16 protein-coding genes are annotated in these 15,384 nt (G+C 56.6%); 3 read left to right on the top strand and 13 right to left on the bottom strand.

The features are described 5' to 3' along the window. Positions 1-16: 16 nt before the first annotated feature. From EO133_RS04635 to EO133_RS04610, 6 genes are all read right to left on the bottom strand, one after another. Positions 17-771, bottom strand: a protein-coding gene (locus EO133_RS04635; protein WP_127070809.1) for an IS5 family transposase whose coding sequence is annotated in 2 segments (ribosomal slippage) — positions 17-441 and positions 441-771 — 756 coding nt in all. Because the reading frame shifts where the segments join, the coding sequence is not laid out codon by codon here. Between the two features lie 118 nt (positions 772-889). Continuing rightward, the gene (locus tag EO133_RS04630) at positions 890-1,651 is read right to left on the bottom strand and encodes a DUF1223 domain-containing protein (protein ID WP_248297984.1); all 762 of its coding nucleotides are present in this window, start codon (positions 1,649-1,651) and stop codon (positions 890-892) included. Positions 1,652-2,042: 391 nt separating this feature from the next. Beyond that, positions 2,043-3,053, bottom strand: a complete 1,011-nt coding sequence (gene aztC / locus EO133_RS04625) for a zinc ABC transporter substrate-binding protein AztC (protein WP_127071498.1) — start codon at positions 3,051-3,053, stop codon at positions 2,043-2,045. Positions 3,054-3,077: 24 nt separating this feature from the next. Then, complete coding sequence (aztB, locus tag EO133_RS04620) at positions 3,078-3,953, bottom strand: zinc ABC transporter permease AztB (RefSeq protein WP_127071503.1); 876 nt, start codon at positions 3,951-3,953, stop codon at positions 3,078-3,080. Between the two features lie 5 nt (positions 3,954-3,958). Further along, positions 3,959-4,780, bottom strand: coding sequence for a zinc ABC transporter ATP-binding protein AztA (aztA, locus tag EO133_RS04615; protein ID WP_127071497.1), 822 nt, complete (start codon positions 4,778-4,780; stop codon positions 3,959-3,961). A 136-nt stretch (positions 4,781-4,916) separates the two neighbouring features. Further along, positions 4,917-5,288, bottom strand: a complete 372-nt coding sequence (locus EO133_RS04610) for a VanZ family protein (RefSeq protein WP_127071496.1) — start codon at positions 5,286-5,288, stop codon at positions 4,917-4,919. A 442-nt stretch (positions 5,289-5,730) separates the two neighbouring features. Between EO133_RS04610 and EO133_RS04605 the strand changes: the two genes are divergently transcribed. Then, positions 5,731-6,381 carry a cytochrome b gene (locus EO133_RS04605; protein ID WP_127071495.1) on the top strand — a complete coding sequence of 217 codons (651 nt, stop codon included), beginning with the start codon at positions 5,731-5,733 and terminating at the stop codon, positions 6,379-6,381. Positions 6,382-6,410: 29 nt separating this feature from the next. Here the strand turns inward: EO133_RS04605 and EO133_RS04600 are convergent, their stop codons facing one another. Together EO133_RS04600 and copM are read right to left on the bottom strand one after the other, a co-directional pair. Further along, on the bottom strand, positions 6,411-7,127 hold the full coding sequence (locus EO133_RS04600; protein ID WP_127071494.1) for a ferric reductase-like transmembrane domain-containing protein: 717 nt from the start codon (positions 7,125-7,127) through the stop codon (positions 6,411-6,413). Between the two features lie 179 nt (positions 7,128-7,306). Then, complete coding sequence (gene copM, locus EO133_RS04595) at positions 7,307-7,789, bottom strand: CopM family metallochaperone (protein WP_127071493.1); 483 nt, start codon at positions 7,787-7,789, stop codon at positions 7,307-7,309. A gap of 908 nt (positions 7,790-8,697) precedes the next feature. On the opposite strand from copM, the gene EO133_RS04590 reads away from it, so the two are divergent. Next, positions 8,698-9,792: an acyltransferase family protein gene (locus EO133_RS04590; protein ID WP_127071492.1), complete on the top strand. Its 1,095-nt coding sequence runs from the start codon at positions 8,698-8,700 to the stop codon at positions 9,790-9,792. Then, the gene (locus EO133_RS04585; RefSeq protein ID WP_127071491.1) at positions 9,789-10,217 is read left to right on the top strand and encodes a FixH family protein; all 429 of its coding nucleotides are present in this window, start codon (positions 9,789-9,791) and stop codon (positions 10,215-10,217) included. The genes EO133_RS04590 and EO133_RS04585 overlap by 4 nt, the downstream gene beginning before the upstream one ends. A 38-nt stretch (positions 10,218-10,255) precedes the next feature. Here the strand turns inward: EO133_RS04585 and EO133_RS04580 are convergent, their stop codons facing one another. From EO133_RS04580 to EO133_RS04560, 5 genes are all read right to left on the bottom strand, one after another. Next, positions 10,256-11,068 carry a c-type cytochrome gene (locus tag EO133_RS04580; protein WP_244640916.1) on the bottom strand — a complete coding sequence of 271 codons (813 nt, stop codon included), beginning with the start codon at positions 11,066-11,068 and terminating at the stop codon, positions 10,256-10,258. A 74-nt stretch (positions 11,069-11,142) separates the two neighbouring features. Further along, positions 11,143-11,724, bottom strand: a complete 582-nt coding sequence (locus EO133_RS04575; RefSeq protein ID WP_127071490.1) for a c-type cytochrome — start codon at positions 11,722-11,724, stop codon at positions 11,143-11,145. A 432-nt stretch (positions 11,725-12,156) separates the two neighbouring features. Then, positions 12,157-13,029 (bottom strand): WD40/YVTN/BNR-like repeat-containing protein, encoded by an 873-nt coding sequence (locus EO133_RS04570; RefSeq protein WP_244640918.1) that lies wholly within the window; start codon positions 13,027-13,029, stop codon positions 12,157-12,159. 50 nt (positions 13,030-13,079) lie between these two features. Next, on the bottom strand, positions 13,080-14,561 hold the full coding sequence (locus tag EO133_RS04565; RefSeq protein WP_127071489.1) for a multicopper oxidase family protein: 1,482 nt from the start codon (positions 14,559-14,561) through the stop codon (positions 13,080-13,082). A gap of 520 nt (positions 14,562-15,081) precedes the next feature. Then, positions 15,082-15,279 (bottom strand): heavy-metal-associated domain-containing protein, encoded by a 198-nt coding sequence (locus EO133_RS04560; RefSeq protein WP_127071488.1) that lies wholly within the window; start codon positions 15,277-15,279, stop codon positions 15,082-15,084. Between the last annotated feature and the right edge of the window lie 105 nt (positions 15,280-15,384).

Here is a 15,384-nt window from a genome sequence, read left to right as displayed (position 1 = left end):
TAGGGTCGAGACTCAATCATAGCCAATATGCGACTGCGGCCGCGAGCATGACAGCGGAAAGGTAATTCCGGGCGAGTTTGTCGTATCGTGTTGCGACACGGCGGAAATCCTTGAGGCGGCAGAACGTGGCTTCGACACGCCAGCGGTCCTTGTAGCGCTTCTCATCGTAACGGATTATGCGCTTGCGGTTCTTGCGGCCAGGGATCACGGGGATAGTGTTCTGGCTGCGCAGAGTGGTCCGAAGTCGATTGGCATCATATCCCCGGTCAGCGATGAGCCGCTTCATGCCCATCGTATGAGTGATGAGCAGATCGGCACCCGTCATGTCCGAGGCGTTGCCGGGCGTCAGGATGAGGCGGAGCGGCCTTCCCAGAACATCGACGAGCGCGTGGACCTTGGTGGTCCGGCCACCACGCGAGATGCCAATGGCATTGGCTTTCGCCCCCCTTTTCCCCCGCCTGCACAGCGATGGGCCTTGATATAGCTGCTGTCGATCTGGGCTGTTTCGGCTATCCAGCCCTGTTCGGTTAACGCGGCCAGGATGCGTGCCCAGATGCCGCGACGGCTCCAGCGGTTCCAGCGATTATAAACGGTTGTCGCAGGGCCATACTCGACAGGGCAATCAACCCAGCGCCCGCCGCACTTGAGCATATGTATAATTCCCGAAATCACCCGCCGGTCATTAACCCGGCGCGCCCCAGGTTGGTTCTGAGGGAGGTGCGGCTCAATGGCCGCCCATGCTTCATCGCTCAACCAAAACAGTCTGCTCATCAACGCCTCCAGCTCAATCCAAAGCCAAAGAATCTGATTTGCAGCATCTATTCAATAAGCTGATTGGGTTTGGACCCTAGAAGGTCTCCTCGCGGAAGTCATAAACCGGCATAACCTCCTAGTGTTCAAGCATGACTGCGGCGGCACCAAGGATGCGACCAGGCAGATGACCGTTCCTCTCCTGAATGATAAGCGCGAATCCATCGCTGTCGGGATCCACAGCATCAGAGACAGGAACTTGTATATCGGCACCGTTGATTGGGTCCCACATGCCCACGGGTCGACGGGTTATAACGATATTGGTGTAGGAAAGACGCCGGCCAATGTTTTCGCCGCGTTCGACCTCGACCTCAGCCCAATTCCGAAAGGTGACCAGCCAGACTACCGCCTTGCTCAATTCGGGATGCGGTTCGGCCTTGAGAACTACAACGTCTTGGCTGGGAACCTCAAGGCTCACAGGAAGTACAAGTCTCGATGCAGCAAGTGCGCTTTGCACCTCCTCGGCGTTCGAACCCACGACGCCGTGCTCGCCGTTGATAATCATCTGAGGGGTATAGATTCGGCTCGTGCTCCAAGTCTGAGCATATGCTTTCTGAAGCTCGCCATTGGCTGGCAGGGCGAAGGTGTCCGCCCAGCCCGCATAATCCCAATAATCCACATGATAGGCGAGAGATATCACATTATCTTCTGTGCTCAGTTCGGATAGTAATCGATCGGCGGCGGGGCAAGGCGAACAGCCTTGGCTCGTGAAGAGTTCCACGACCGCACTGACGCCGTCGCGTAGCTCGAATGAGAAGGCTGCGACCGGTAACATACAGGTCATCGACGCCGTAAACAGGCGTAGAGCGACATGGGTGAAGAGAATGATAGGAACGCGCATCGCCAATTTTGTAGGGCAGAAGCCAGGACGCTGCCACTCAATTCGCGGTGAAAACATGGCGAGGGGATGGACAGCAGCATTGGCCAGATTTGGCGAAAGTGGCGTTGGAGTGTAGTTCCAACTCGGTTGATTTCACCGTCGCAGGGTTCTCATTCAAAGCGCAGACGCTACTTTTTCGCATGCTCCTACAGCGATGCAGCTCAACGAGTTGCCGTTCAGCCTTGGCTACCGCCCAAATTAGGCTAGCACCAACCGACAGCGTTCTCGATCACAACGCTGTTCGTGCCTTGGCCAATATGGTTCGGGCCTTGGGAGCAAACCGGAAACTTTGCGGCGGCACCGTCAAAGCGCTCGGCCGTATTGATCGTTCTCAATCGAGGCGGCTGCTCTATCATCTGAGGGTAATGGCTCCCTCTATGGTCTGAGCATTGTGGCGCATCATATCTATATATGTGGGCGCAGGACCGTCTTCCGCCGACAGGGCGTCGGAATAAAGCGCTCCCCCCACCTGTAGTCCGGTCTCGCTGGCGATCTGCTCGATTAGCCGCGGGTTGGTGATGCTTTCGACGAAGATTGCCGACGCCTGATCCCCACGCGCCTGCTCGATCAGCGCGGCGATATCGGCTGCGGACGCTTCCGATTCGGTGGAAACGCCTTCAGGCGCCACGAAGGAGATGCCATACTCGGCAGCGAAATAGCCGAAGGCGTCGTGAGACGTGATAATGGTGCGCTTATCTTCCGGAATAGAGGCGACGATCTCTCGAATTTCTTGATCAAGCGCCTCCAGCTCGGCGACATAGGCTTCGGCGTTGGCGTTGTAGATATCGCAGCCCGTCACGTCGGCTTCGCAGAATGCGGTTGCTATGTTCTTCACATAAGTTTCCGCGTTGTGCACCGACTGCCATGCGTGCGGATCTTTCGCCCCCTGATCGTCATGTGCTGCCCCTGTTATTTCGGCCTCATCATGCGCGCGGGAAACTTCGCCATTTTCATGATCATCGTGACCCTCGAAAACGTCTGCTCCAGCCCCGTGTATGTGGGCACCTTCTCCCGCCTCGAGGATCTCAGCGCCCTGCGAGACTTCCACGATCGTCGCGTCGGTGGCGGTGGCTTCGACCAGACGCGCCAAGAAGCCCTCAAACTGCAGGCCGTTCACCAGGACTATGTCTGCTCTTACTATTGCGACCCCATCGGCGGGCTGGGGCTCATAGACATGTGCGTCGCCATCTGGGCCGACGAGGGTCGTCAGCGCAATCCGGTCACCACCTACCTGTCGGGCGAAGTCCCCGATGATGGAGAAAGTAGCGACAACGTTCAGCTCTTGGGCCGAGGCGGATGTCACCAGTGCGGGCATGAGCGCGGCGGCGCTGGCAAGGGCGGATAGCTTGAAGGTTTTCAGCATGGATTGGTTCCTAGTCTCAATAGTTTAGGCGGTCCGGTGACGGGGGCGACGGGCACGGGCGTTCACGATGCCGCTTGCGCCGAACACGACAGAAGCGACGTAGATGATCCCTGCCGAAAGAATGATCGCCGGACCGGACGGCAGCGACAGATGGTAGGAGAGGAGCAGCCCGGCAACGCAGGAGAAGATGCCGAACAGGACTGCTAGGCCGCACATCGATTCCACACGTGTGGTCCAGAAGCGGGCTGCTGCTGCGGGCAACATCATCAGTCCGACGGACAACAGCGTGCCGAGAGCTTGGAACCCGCCGATCAGGTTCAGAACGACCAGAGCGAGGAAGATGAAGTGGACCGGGGTTCCGAGGCCGCTAACGGATCGCAGGAACAACGGGTCGAGGCACTCGGCAATGAGCGCCCGCCAGAACAAGATCAGGCCGATCAGAGTCAACGTAGCGATCAGCGCGATCAGCAGTAGCGCATCGTTGTTTAGCGCCAGGATGGTGCCGAACAGGACATGAAGGAGATCTACGCTCGAGCCCCGGATCGAGACGATGAGAACGCCGAGCGCCAGAGAGATTAGGTAGAAGGCTGCCATCGAGGCGTCCTCCTTCTGAACGGTGAAGCGCGAGACGGCGCCGGCGCTGATGGCAACGACGATGCCGGCAATCAGCCCTCCGATGGTCATCGGGACGATCTGCAAGCCGAACAGGAGGAACCCCGTTGCGGCGCCCGGCAGGATGGCATGTGCCATGGCATCGCCGGTCAGGCTCATCCGGCGCAGCATGAGGAAGACGCCGACGGGGCATGAGCTGATGGCCAGGAGGAAAGAACCCAGCAACGCGCGCTGCATAAACGCGTAGTCGATGAAGGGTGCGATTAAGAAGTCATAGATATCCGGCATCGGGTTCAAGCCGCTCCCTTCTCCGCGGGAGCAGGCTGATGATCGTGATTTTGACGTGCTCCTCGAGATTGGTGATCAAGCCCGATCCCAAGCGTCGCCGGTTCACACCACTCAGCCTCGTCATCCCATGCTTCGATGAAACGCCGGGCCTGGAGCATATTTTCCGGCCTCAGCGTTTCCTTCGTTCGCCCCCAGGCAATGGGATGACGCGCCAGAAGCAGCGTTTCGGGAAAATGGTCGCGCACCAGCTGGAGATCGTGGATGACGACCATGATGGTGCGACGCTCGCCGTGCCAGCGCTTGATAATGTCGATCAAATCGCCGAGCGTCTTGGTGTCGATCGCGTTGAAAGGCTCGTCGAGAAGGATGATATCAGCGTCCTGCACAAGAACGCGTGCAAACAAAGCTCGCTGCAACTGGCCGCCGGACAAGGTATCTATCGGACGCTTTTCAAACCCTTCCAGGCCAACGCTGCCTAGGGCATTCGAAATAGCAGCCCGGTCATCGCGAGTGAAGCGGCCCAACAAGCCGCGTCTCGACCACAGGCCCAGTGACACCAGATCGACAACACGTGCCGGAAACGACCGATCAATTTCCGACTGTTGAGGAAGATAGGCGATCCGGCCCCCGGTCTCGCGCAGACACGCGCCGGCCATCGGTTGCAAGATGCCAACTATACCTTTCATTAGCGTCGACTTGCCCGAACCGTTCAATCCGACGACGGCCGTCAGGGATCCGTGCTTGACGGAGCCATCGAGATGGTGGACGGCCGGATGGCTGTTATAGCCGAGCGTCAGGTTACGGAAAGTCAGGCACGCGTCCGTCACGAAATCGGTTCCATCCGCTCTTTTGCACTACATGATACAGGTCGCAGCCTTAATCTTTGACGTTGATATGTTATCTCATTACACACGTCAATGTCGTAGATTGGAAGCCAATTGCAGAGATCGGATGGCCCACACCTCACTCTCGTGTTTGCGGGCGGCCCGAGAGCTCGACTACCCGATCACTCTTGCGCCGCAGAATCGGAACGAAGGTAAGCGAGGGTCGCAGACAGACACGCGTACGATGTGCGGTCGACTTTCGTAGGCGCTCAAATAATGATGCGGCGAGTATTCCCACCGCTGATCCGATCGAAACGCCTGCAGCGCTGTAGGAGAAATCCACCAATTGTCCGCGGCGGCTAGGGATCAGTGTCTGTACCAGTTCCATTGCTCCTGCAAGCGCCATAAGGGCCAAAACACAGGCAATCCGGGTGCGAACGCCGGGTAGAATAAGAGCGAACCAGAACGCCACGAGAGTATAGGCTATCAAGTGCTCCACGGTGGTTGGCATCGGTGTCTGCGGTCGCCATGAGCCCGGCGTAAGCGAGGCTGCGACCACAGCGCAGATGATTAGGAGCGAGGTCAAGAACATGTAACCACGAATCATCTTAAAACAATTTCGAACTCGTTGAAGGTACGCCATGAGAATCTCTCGTACGGGATCGGCAATTTTATTGATAATTTCTGGCGCGATGCGGTCGCGCAGATTACCGAACGGGATATCGTGTGGCGGGGTTTCGGAGCGCCGAGACGTAAAGCCGCACTCATTCTACGCATGGTGAATTCCCGTTTTTAACTCGGCTAATCAAGAGCGATCTCACTTTCGTTGAATCGAAGGTAAAGGGTCTGTCGTAAGCTGACTGAGGCCTAGCACCTGGAAAGGCGTCCCGAATGGTAAGCGTGTAACCGAGCCGTCAATTCAAGGTGATTCCATGTCATGAGTTCGCCAGCCATTGGCGAGATTTGATGGTCTGAGCAAGCATGGCGTGGGGATCAATGCCGTGGTGGAGAAAACGGCAGAACTTCATAGAAATTCGCAGGCCAGCGTAGAGACGGGACCAAAGAAGGTATTGAGACAAAGCATGATACGAATCACAGAAAAATCGAGTTCCTTTCTCGGACAAGCGGCCTCATTTGGCCTGCAACCTCCAGCAATGCACTGGATCGTAGTGATCCTCTGCTTGGTTCAAATCCCGACGTCTTGGGCTATTCAGAGGGTGCACATGGCACATGTATTTCTGAAACCGGCACCAATAGACCTTTTTTTGCATGACGTTCATGCTTGGAGCGGGGGGTTAATCCTGTATTTCGCGCTGGTCCAACTGCTACTTCGATGGACACGAAAAGCGCCACCGTCCTCGGAAAGCGGCTCAAAGTTTGAGCGAGTTTTCGCTTCTTTGGTACACGCAATCCTCTACGGACTTCTCATCGCACTGCCAATTACGGGCTATGCTGCGATGCACTTCAGCTTTCAAGTTGCGGGGCTTCACAGCATGCTGAGCTGGACACTTCTGGCGGTTGCGCTGGTTCATGTGGCGGCTGCGCTTTGGCACCATTTCATTCGGCGAGACAAGGTCCTACGAAGAATGATTTGGCATCGCTGAATGTCAGCTTGCCAAAGCGCACAACTCAACTAAGCGCTGAGGGGGAGCGTTCGTTTCCGATCGCGACGAGCTTGGCGCCACACCTGAAAAAAGGCGGCACTTCGCAACGTCAAGACAAGTGCAACGAGACTGACGAACGGCCAACTGAGCGGATTGGGTGGTGGGACGGCGCGATGATAATCGACAAAGTGCATGAACAGGAAATAACCGCCATGAACAGCTACCAGGGCCCACAGTACATACGCACCCCGTTGTACGAATTTCCAGATGGGACCGCCAAGGAACCGCACTGCCCAATCGCTGGACGTAAGCATAAGAGCCAACCCATAGAAAAGCGCGACAATTCCAATCAAGTTTGCCAGACCAAAACCATGCTGTACCATGACATATCGGTCGAGCGTCGGATGGAAAGCCAGACCAAATATGCCGGGGATATCCCAGGTAACCCAACCAGCCAAAATGATAACGGTGTGTATCATCGCCAAAAATATGGCATAGATTCCCCACTCGCGCCTGAAAATCACAAATCGAGTGAAAATTGGCCACAGTCGACTCGCAGGACCAAGTGCCATCGTTAGCGTCAACAAAATGAATGATGCATCCGCGGTTGCTCTATTCCATCGATGCATCGGATCCCAATGACCATGCACCTCAGAAAAGAGATAAATCAGTGCACCAGAGAGAATGATCGTCAGGAAGTGGCGCCAAATTGCGCGACGGGTAGAAAAAAGATTTAGAACTTGCATTTTTTACATGCGCCTCTAGGCGTGCTCTGAAGTATTGCAGGCACGTTATTGCATAGCAATTTGAGGTTCTTTTCGATGTTCATTCCAATGAACATCGAACTCGACCTGGTGAAACGAAATAGCATTCTTGCAGCGAGGAATGGCTGGGCTGGCGAGCGAAACGCCCGCCAGCCGATGCGTTATCGGGATTCTAACCAGTCGCGCATTTCAGCGATTTCGCGCTCTTGGGCGTCGACGATCTCCTGGGCAAGTTCCTTGACCCATTCATCTTCGGCATATTCGAGCGCCGCATTGGCCATATCTAGTGCGCCCTGATGGTGCGGGATCATTCCGCAGATGAAGGCGACATCGAAGTCCTCGGCCATCATGGCAGCCATCATGTCGTTGTGCATGGCACCCATGTTGGCCATCATGGCCTGATGACCCTCGCTCATCCCTTCCATCATGGCGCTCATGTCCATATCCATGGACATGCCTGCCATGTGGTCGGCGTTCTCCAGACAGACTTCAGGAAGACCCGAAGCACTGCCGGCCTCAGCATCCATGCTCATACCACCCATGGACATGCCGCCCATATTGGAATGATCCATGCCCTGGGCTAGAGCGAAGGAAGCCGGTCCAGCGAAAAGAAGAGCAAGGCTTAATGTTTTCAAAGGTTTCATTGGTATTCTCCAGTTTGAAATTAGACGCGTATCTTCCTTCAAACCAAGCGCTTCGGAGGTGGAGCCGGTACTCGGGGTGTTTCTCCACTCATGTGCAGAGCAGGGCAAGCTTCGACCAGCCCGTCCAGCCGCCCCAGGAGCATCGATCGCTGTGCTGGTGCGGGTAGCAGGCAGCACGCGATAGTTGCACACTCGCTGTGTGGTGTGTCGACGCCTCTCTCAACACCATGCTGATGAGCAACCGCACCGTATCCATCTGACGACTTTGCGGAACTCATCGCTGCGGGTGCGACAAGTAGGCTCAGTAAGACCAGCAATGGCAACAGTATCAATTTCGCAAACTGGGGCATTAAACGTTCATCTTCTACAGTCTGGGCTTCCGCAATGCCCTGGTCCGGGTGGACCTGGTCGACGCGATTCACTATGCTGCAGAAGGTAGCCACCATATAGGGACGAATTGCGGCAGTGACCGGTCGAGCGACATGCCTTTTCTCCTGGCGAGTGTTCCCGCGCCTGTTCGTTGTGGCGTGGGTCGCCGTTTTCGCTTTACCCCTCCAGTCAATCCATGCGCCATTTCATGCTTCCACGATGGACTCTTTCGTAGAGGCAGGCGAATGGAGTGCCAAGGCAATCATTCAGTCGAAGGGCGCAGTTGGCGCCGGCCAGCACGACAACTTTGAACACGTCCATGAAACACCAATGATCGTGAACGCTCGCTGGGTCAATCCACCCGAATGGCAGCGTTCGTGGAATGTACCCCATGTGAGGCTTCGGCATCTCCGGTCGCCTACTTTGATCGACCAGCCTCCGAGAACGAACCAGCGCACGTAATCGCTGTTTTCCGATCCGCTGAACATCTGCTTCAGCGGAGACGAAATGTAGTTCACCATCAGATTCCGGTATGACCAATGAACCGACCCGTCGATGGGCCGGCGTCAGCTTCTGGCGCGGGTGCGCCCATGATGCTTTCGACCGCCTTCAGAAACCCCGACAACAGTTACAACGCCGTGCGTTTAATGGCTGCGGTCAGTGTTGTCCTTTCCCATTCGCTACTCCTCGGCCTCAACTCGCCGCGATACGATCCTTTGAGCTGGGCCGCCTACGATTTGGGGGCAACTGCTGTAAACATATTTTTCGTCCTGTCCGGTGCGATGCTGACCCACAGCGTAATGCACCGTGGACTTGGACGGTTCGCCCGTAATCGATTTCTACGAATCTATCCAGCATTGATCGCAAGCGCTGCGTTTATAGCCTTCTTTATCGGCCCATTGGGAACCGACGCACCATTGTGGGAGTATTATTCCAACCCGCAAATATGGATCTATCCCCTCAACGTGGCCTGGAACTTCGAGGGCGCCGTCCTGCCATCCGTTTTTGAACACGGTCGGTATCCGGGAGACATCAACGCTCCGCTATGGACGATCAAGTATGAAATCCTTAGCTACATCGTCTTTGGCATTGCCGCGGCATTGGGGTTTCTCCGCCATCCAGCGATTGCAATCACGACGTGGCTGGCGTTCGCCCTCGCTTTGCTGGCAGATATTGGTGTCGATCCTACAGGTGAGACGCCTCTAGAAAGCCTGTTCCGCTTCGCCTTCGCCTTTCTCACTGGCGTCGTGGCGAGGCAGCTTGGGGCGGTGATCCCGTTGCGCTTTGGATGGGCGGCTGCCGCTCTTGCCTTGGCGCTTGCGGGCAGCGGAACCAGCTTTGCAGAGGTCTCCTGGATCATCGGGATTGGATATGCTGCAATTTATGCGGGCAGCAAAGGCTGGGGCCGCCTTTCGGCATTCGCGCGGCAACATGACCTCTCCTATGGTATCTATCTGCTTGCCTGGCCCATCCAACAGATTCTGACGCGCGAGCCGATCTGGTTCGGGCCGCAGGTGGCTGTGCTTTTTGTGCTTTCGGTCTCCATTTCTGCGAGCTTTGCCTATTTGTCGTGGCGGCTTATCGAGAAGCCAGCGCTGCGTCTTAAGGCCCATTCTGGGGAGATTAAATCTTGAAAGGACCAGGAAAACGTCGGCGCAATGGTCCGAACCTCGTTCCTACGGTGATGATCATGACCGCAGGCATGACGTTCCTAGGACTTGTCTTGATGCTTGCCAGCATTCCGTGGATCACTGAGCCTGGCCGAGTATCTGTCCCGATTTCGAATGTCGAACCCGCGACGAGCACAATCAACGCCGTCGCCAGCCTCGGGGAAGATGGGGCTCTCACCGTATTTATCGGGGTGTCGGTGGATCGAGGAAACACAGCCGATCCCGTGGTGGAAATTGTGATGCCAGCGCACCAAATGAGCGCGCCGGTCAATCTCATATCGGCAGGACCGGGCGCTTTTGAAGCACGTACTATCCTGCCGATGGTTGGAGATTGGGAGGTGCGCATCCACAGTGGCAGCGAGTTGACGCGGCTGCTGGTGCGTTGGTAATGCCCTTGCCATAGAGGGCGTGCGACATCGATGAACCTCTATTGATCCATAAGGTACTCGGCCATATCTTCGAGATGCTGGTCGAGAAGATATCCTGTCGACAGGTGAACGACTTCGGCCATGGCGCCGCCGAAAGCATCTCCCGTCGGTGTTATCCCCGTTCGAAGGGCGGTAACCAGATTTTGACGGTTCCAACCGGCATCAGCCAGCGCCTCGGTTGTGATTGGCGGGGCAGTCCATCCGGCTGCCCCGCCGGAGGCACCTGAAAACTGGGCATTAGTATCCAGGCCACCAGCGAAATTTCTCGGCGTATGGCAGGCCGAGCAATGAGCAGGTCCCTCAACCATATATCGGCCACGGTTCCAGGTTGTCGAGCGGGTCTCGTCGACCGTGTAGTCCGCAGGTTCGTAGAAAAACGTCCGCCAAAGTTTCACGCCTTGGCGAATGTTGAAAGGTAAAGGAAGCTCGCTGGCTTTGGGAACGAAGTCGGAGGGCGGAACCTCTTGGACCGCGGCCCACATGTCGGCGAGATCGCGATCGGTAAGAGTGGAATAGAACTCAAACGGGAACGCGGGGTAGTATGGCGCTCCATCGGGAGACACCCCATGCCTGACTGCCCGGACAAATTCGTGAAAGGTCCAGTCGCCGATACCAGATTCTGGATGGGGGGTTATGTTGGGAGAAACAAAGATGCCGAAATCGGACGCCAGCTCGACCCCGCCAGCCCACGGATCACCGCCTTCGATGGTGTGGCAGGTTACGCATCCCGATAGGCGGGCAAGATAGGCACCCCGCTTTGGGTCGCCGGAAATCTGCTGAGGCAAATCAGGGGTCGGTAGTGGCAAAAACATCCAGATTGCAAATCCCAAGCCTCCCACCAGGGCGACGATTGCGAGAGCCCAATTCCAATGAATTCTTGGCCAAGTCATTTGCGAAACACCGCGTGACAGGCAGAGCAGGTGCTGGCGATATCGGATGCGACCGCGGCAGCGCTTCTGATGGGCGCTTTTTCGGTGCCAGAAGGGGAGGCTTCAGAAGAGCTTGAGGCTGCTTTCGGCGCCAAACCCAACAACACCGCAGTGTCCATACTGGCCCAGTCATTTCGAACAATCCGAACTGACGCCTCCGGAGCTGGATGATCGGTCGTTGCTCCCAGTTCTAGCGCCAGACTCTCAAGTTTCTGGGCGTATTGAGCGAACAAAGCCCAATCCTCCCATATTCTCGGTTGGGCCTCGGACGGGAACTCCGTGCTGCCCGCTGGGAATAAGTCTGTCATCGACTCGCCGGAATGAGCCGCAATCATTGCCGCCGCTTCCTTGATAAGCGCAAGATTTAGATCGGAACTGCCGTTGATCACGGGCGTTAGGGCTTGCATCTGTTCGCCCAGCATTAACATGCCCATCATTCTCTCGGCGACTATGCCGGTGGCGCCGTTGTGCGCAAATGCGGAAGCACAGCCGATCGCTGCCCCGGCAAAAGCCAGCGCATAAAAGTATATTCGTTTCATAAAAAGACTCTCGGTTGAAACTCGAAGTCACTGCCGATCAGACAGCCAACGAGTCCTTCCGAGGAGGCGGGGGGTCAACGACAAAGAAATTAATCTTAAAATCCTGGACCAAGTTGGTCCAGACTGCTCTGGTCGGATTAAGGCGAAGAGCGATTACTGCCGAGGGAAATAGCAGGAGTGAGCCGCAGTGTTTTGCCCCATGGCCTAGGTGAGTATCTCCAGGAGTCGTGTGGTCGAACGATGACAAATCATGGGCGTGCTCATCGGCCAAGAAGCTTTGCGCCGCATGGACGTGGGCGGTCGAGGCCACCATCAGTACCAATGCCAGCAGTATGTTTCTCAGTGTTTTCAAAGCCGTCCCGAATCACCATTTCAACGGGCAAATGATAACGACGATGATGGTGGCATTGGGGCCGACGGCCCCATGCCGGATCATTGCGGAATTGACTTAACGATTTGGCCATCTGGCGAAAGCAGGACAAGCCCGCCTTGATCGGTTGCAGCTACGAACTCGCCATTGGCCATAGGTGTGAGATGAAGTAGGTAGGTGTCCTCGAAGTTATCGGCGAGGACCACGAAGTCGAGCTCAGTCTCAAGCGACTGGACTACGCCAATTCCCAGTATGAAAGCATGAATGCCGTCCGCGTCCACCTCCACAGAGGAGACCGGAGCGGCGCTATCATGAATTCGGATCCAAGTCCTGCCGGAATCCTCGCTTGTAAAAAGGCCCGAATTGGTCGCCGCAAACACTGTATCCGGCGCGACCGCCGATGCCGCAATGTCGATGATGCCGTCCGGCAGCAGGCCGATCTCCTCCCAACTGCGACCTGAATCCTCGCTTTTTTGTAGGCTTGTGCCGTGATGCACGCCATAGAGTACTCCAGGATCGACCCCGCTGACCGTCATTTGATGAAAATCGACTGGCCCCCCGACACCGTCGGCGATCCTTGACCAATTTTCGCCTGCATCAACGCTCTCGATTATACCGAGATTACCTCCAGAGGCCGGATGACCGCTGGCCCAGTATCGTGAATTGTCAGTGGGGTGGGGGGAGAAACCCATGAAGTCGTCGCGGCTGCTTCCAAGAAGCTGTGCTGTCTCTTCGTTGAGGTCAACACGCCACAGTCCATGGTGCGTCGCCATCAGAACCAGGTTGGCATTTTCCTGCGGCGCCAGACCGTGGATGTGAGTTGTTGACAGAACGTCGCTCAGCGGTCGCAGTTCCTGGCCCAACGCCCCCTGAGCGAACGTTGCGGATGCCATCAATAGCGTGGCCCGTAGGCCGTAAAACAAAATCATGATCATCTCCAACAATGTGAGACTGGCCCTGCTCGCCAGGGCCAGTCAGTTCTGCGTCAAGACTCGACGCGGAACTCGGTCATCATCCCGGTCGAGAGGTGCGGCATGTGATGGCAGTGCAGCATCCATCGGGCCGCTTCACCCGCGTCCATTGCGATCGTTACGCTTGCCATTGGCGGTACGTAGACGGTGTCACGGACGGCACCTGATAGCCGTCGAGCGTTGACGCCAACGACTTGGAAGGCGTGGCCGTGCAGATGCATCGGATGGCCCATCATCGACATGTTGTGAAACATTAGCTCAACACGCTCCCCACTCTTGGCTACAATGGGCGCATGGTTACCCCAGCCGCGACCATCGATGGTCCATTCATAGGGCGACATCGACCCATCCAGCATCACCATCTGGCTATTGCTCACGGCCCGCTCACGCAGAGGATTGACCGCCTGCAACCGCCCCTCTTGCGAAAGGTCGACATCGAACGCGCCAGAGGACGCCTCGCTCAAGTTCGACATTTTCGAGACGACCGCTTCATTCGGTGCCAGGATCAGCCCTGTGCGTTCGCGCTCCCCCTCTCGAAGCGCCAGAATGGGAAAGGCTCTCGCAGCGGAGGGAAGATTTAGGTCGATATCAAGACGCTGTCCCATTGCAAGGCCAAACCGGTTGCCGGTAAGGGGAGCGACTTTGTGGCCATCGACAGCCACCAGACGCCCATCCATCCCGGTGTCGATCCAATAGGAGGTCGCCGATGAGGCATTGATGATGCGCAGCTTTACGCGCCCGCCGCGCTCGACTTGAACGACTTCAGGGTCATCAAGGGTTCGATCGTTGACCAGATACGCGTCGAAATTGAAATCATTGAGGTCCATCGCCATGGTGGACATGTCGTTCATGTCACGCAGACTCATCTGTCCCATGTCCATGCCACCATGATCCATCGGCATCGAACCCTGCTCAAGTCCACTCGGAGAACCGTGGTCCATATTTGCATGCCCGGCACCTTGGGTGATCTCGTCGAGTATCGCTTGGGGGTCCTTGAACGAAAAATCGTGCAGGAACATCACCACCTCCTGGCGGTCTTCGGCAATGTCCTCGCGGCTGCGCACGATCAGAGGTGCCGCAAGGAGGTTCATCTCCTGGATTGGCACGTGACTATGCATCCAGTGGGTGCCCGCTAGCGGCTCGAAATCGTAGTCTCGAGTCTCGCCGGGCACGAGCATGGGGCGCGGCAGATCGGGAACGCCGTCCTGAATATTGGGTGGTATCTGCCCGTGCCAATGGATGATGGTTTCGACGTCAAGTGTGTTCTCGAGGGTGAGCTTAAATCGCTCGCCTGGATCGAGGATAAGTCCCTGACGACCAGCGGGACCAGCGATACCGTAGACGGAGGCGGCCTTTCCGTTGACCTCGATGGTGCGGGTGGCGACGATGAGTTGGCGGGCATGCTCTTGAGCCCGCCCCATGCGAGGAAGGGCAGTGGATGCCGCAAGCGCGGCAGTTGCCGTGAGAAAGCCACGGCGGGAAAACGTATTTGTCATTATGAATAATCCGATCGATACGCCGAATGGCGCGAGAGCACGTTATCGCCTCCCTGAGGCGACATGTTAGCCGGAGATCGGATTCAGTTTTGGAGGGCGCCGGCCGGGCTCGGGAGTGAAGGGCGTTTGTCCCAAGTCATGGAACGGTTTAGACCGGATCGCCAGAGCCAGCGGATGCTCCAGGCCGACCGATTGCGAGAACGAACCTGCAACTGCACATGCTGTTGCACAAAGCGTGTCGTGGTGCCCTTTGGACCCTTGGTGTTCGGGGCCGTGACCGGTCACGGACATCGTCGCCTCTGCACTGATCTGGTGACCCTTATGCAGTAACAATAGGTCACTCTCGTTCGACGTCTGTGCCCACGACATCGCCGTTGCCGACACAATCAGTGCGACGATGGTGACGACCCGCAATATGTGTGATGCAGTCATAGACATGGAGAAATGCTAACCGCGAAAGGAAGCTACATCAAGGCGATCGAGCCTGCCCCGGCGCGACATATCGCGCCGGGGCACTGTTTCACTTGGTTTCCGGGGAATACCCCGCTTCCAAGATGGCGCTTTTGAAAGCCTCCCTCGGCTTCCCACTCTCGATGCGCACAGCGTGGTCCGCAAGATCGACCTCCACCTTCGCGACCGGGTCTAACGCCCTGACGGCCTTCTCAATCGTTCCTGCGCAGTGGCTGCAGGTCATGTCCTGAACTTTGAACTCATGCATGGGTTCATCCTTTCTGGTTGGTAGCCGAGAGTATGGAGCTTCCCACCGTTGTAAGGTCAAGCCCGTCTTATCTCTTGACCTTACCATGATTGGAAGGATTAGATT

Source organism: Pelagibacterium lentulum (genome assembly GCF_003992625.1).
Taxonomy (GTDB): Bacteria; Pseudomonadota; Alphaproteobacteria; order Rhizobiales; family Devosiaceae; genus Pelagibacterium; species Pelagibacterium lentulum.
The sequence above is the reverse complement of the archived record's forward strand: the minus strand, read 5'-3'. Positions and strand labels throughout refer to the sequence as shown.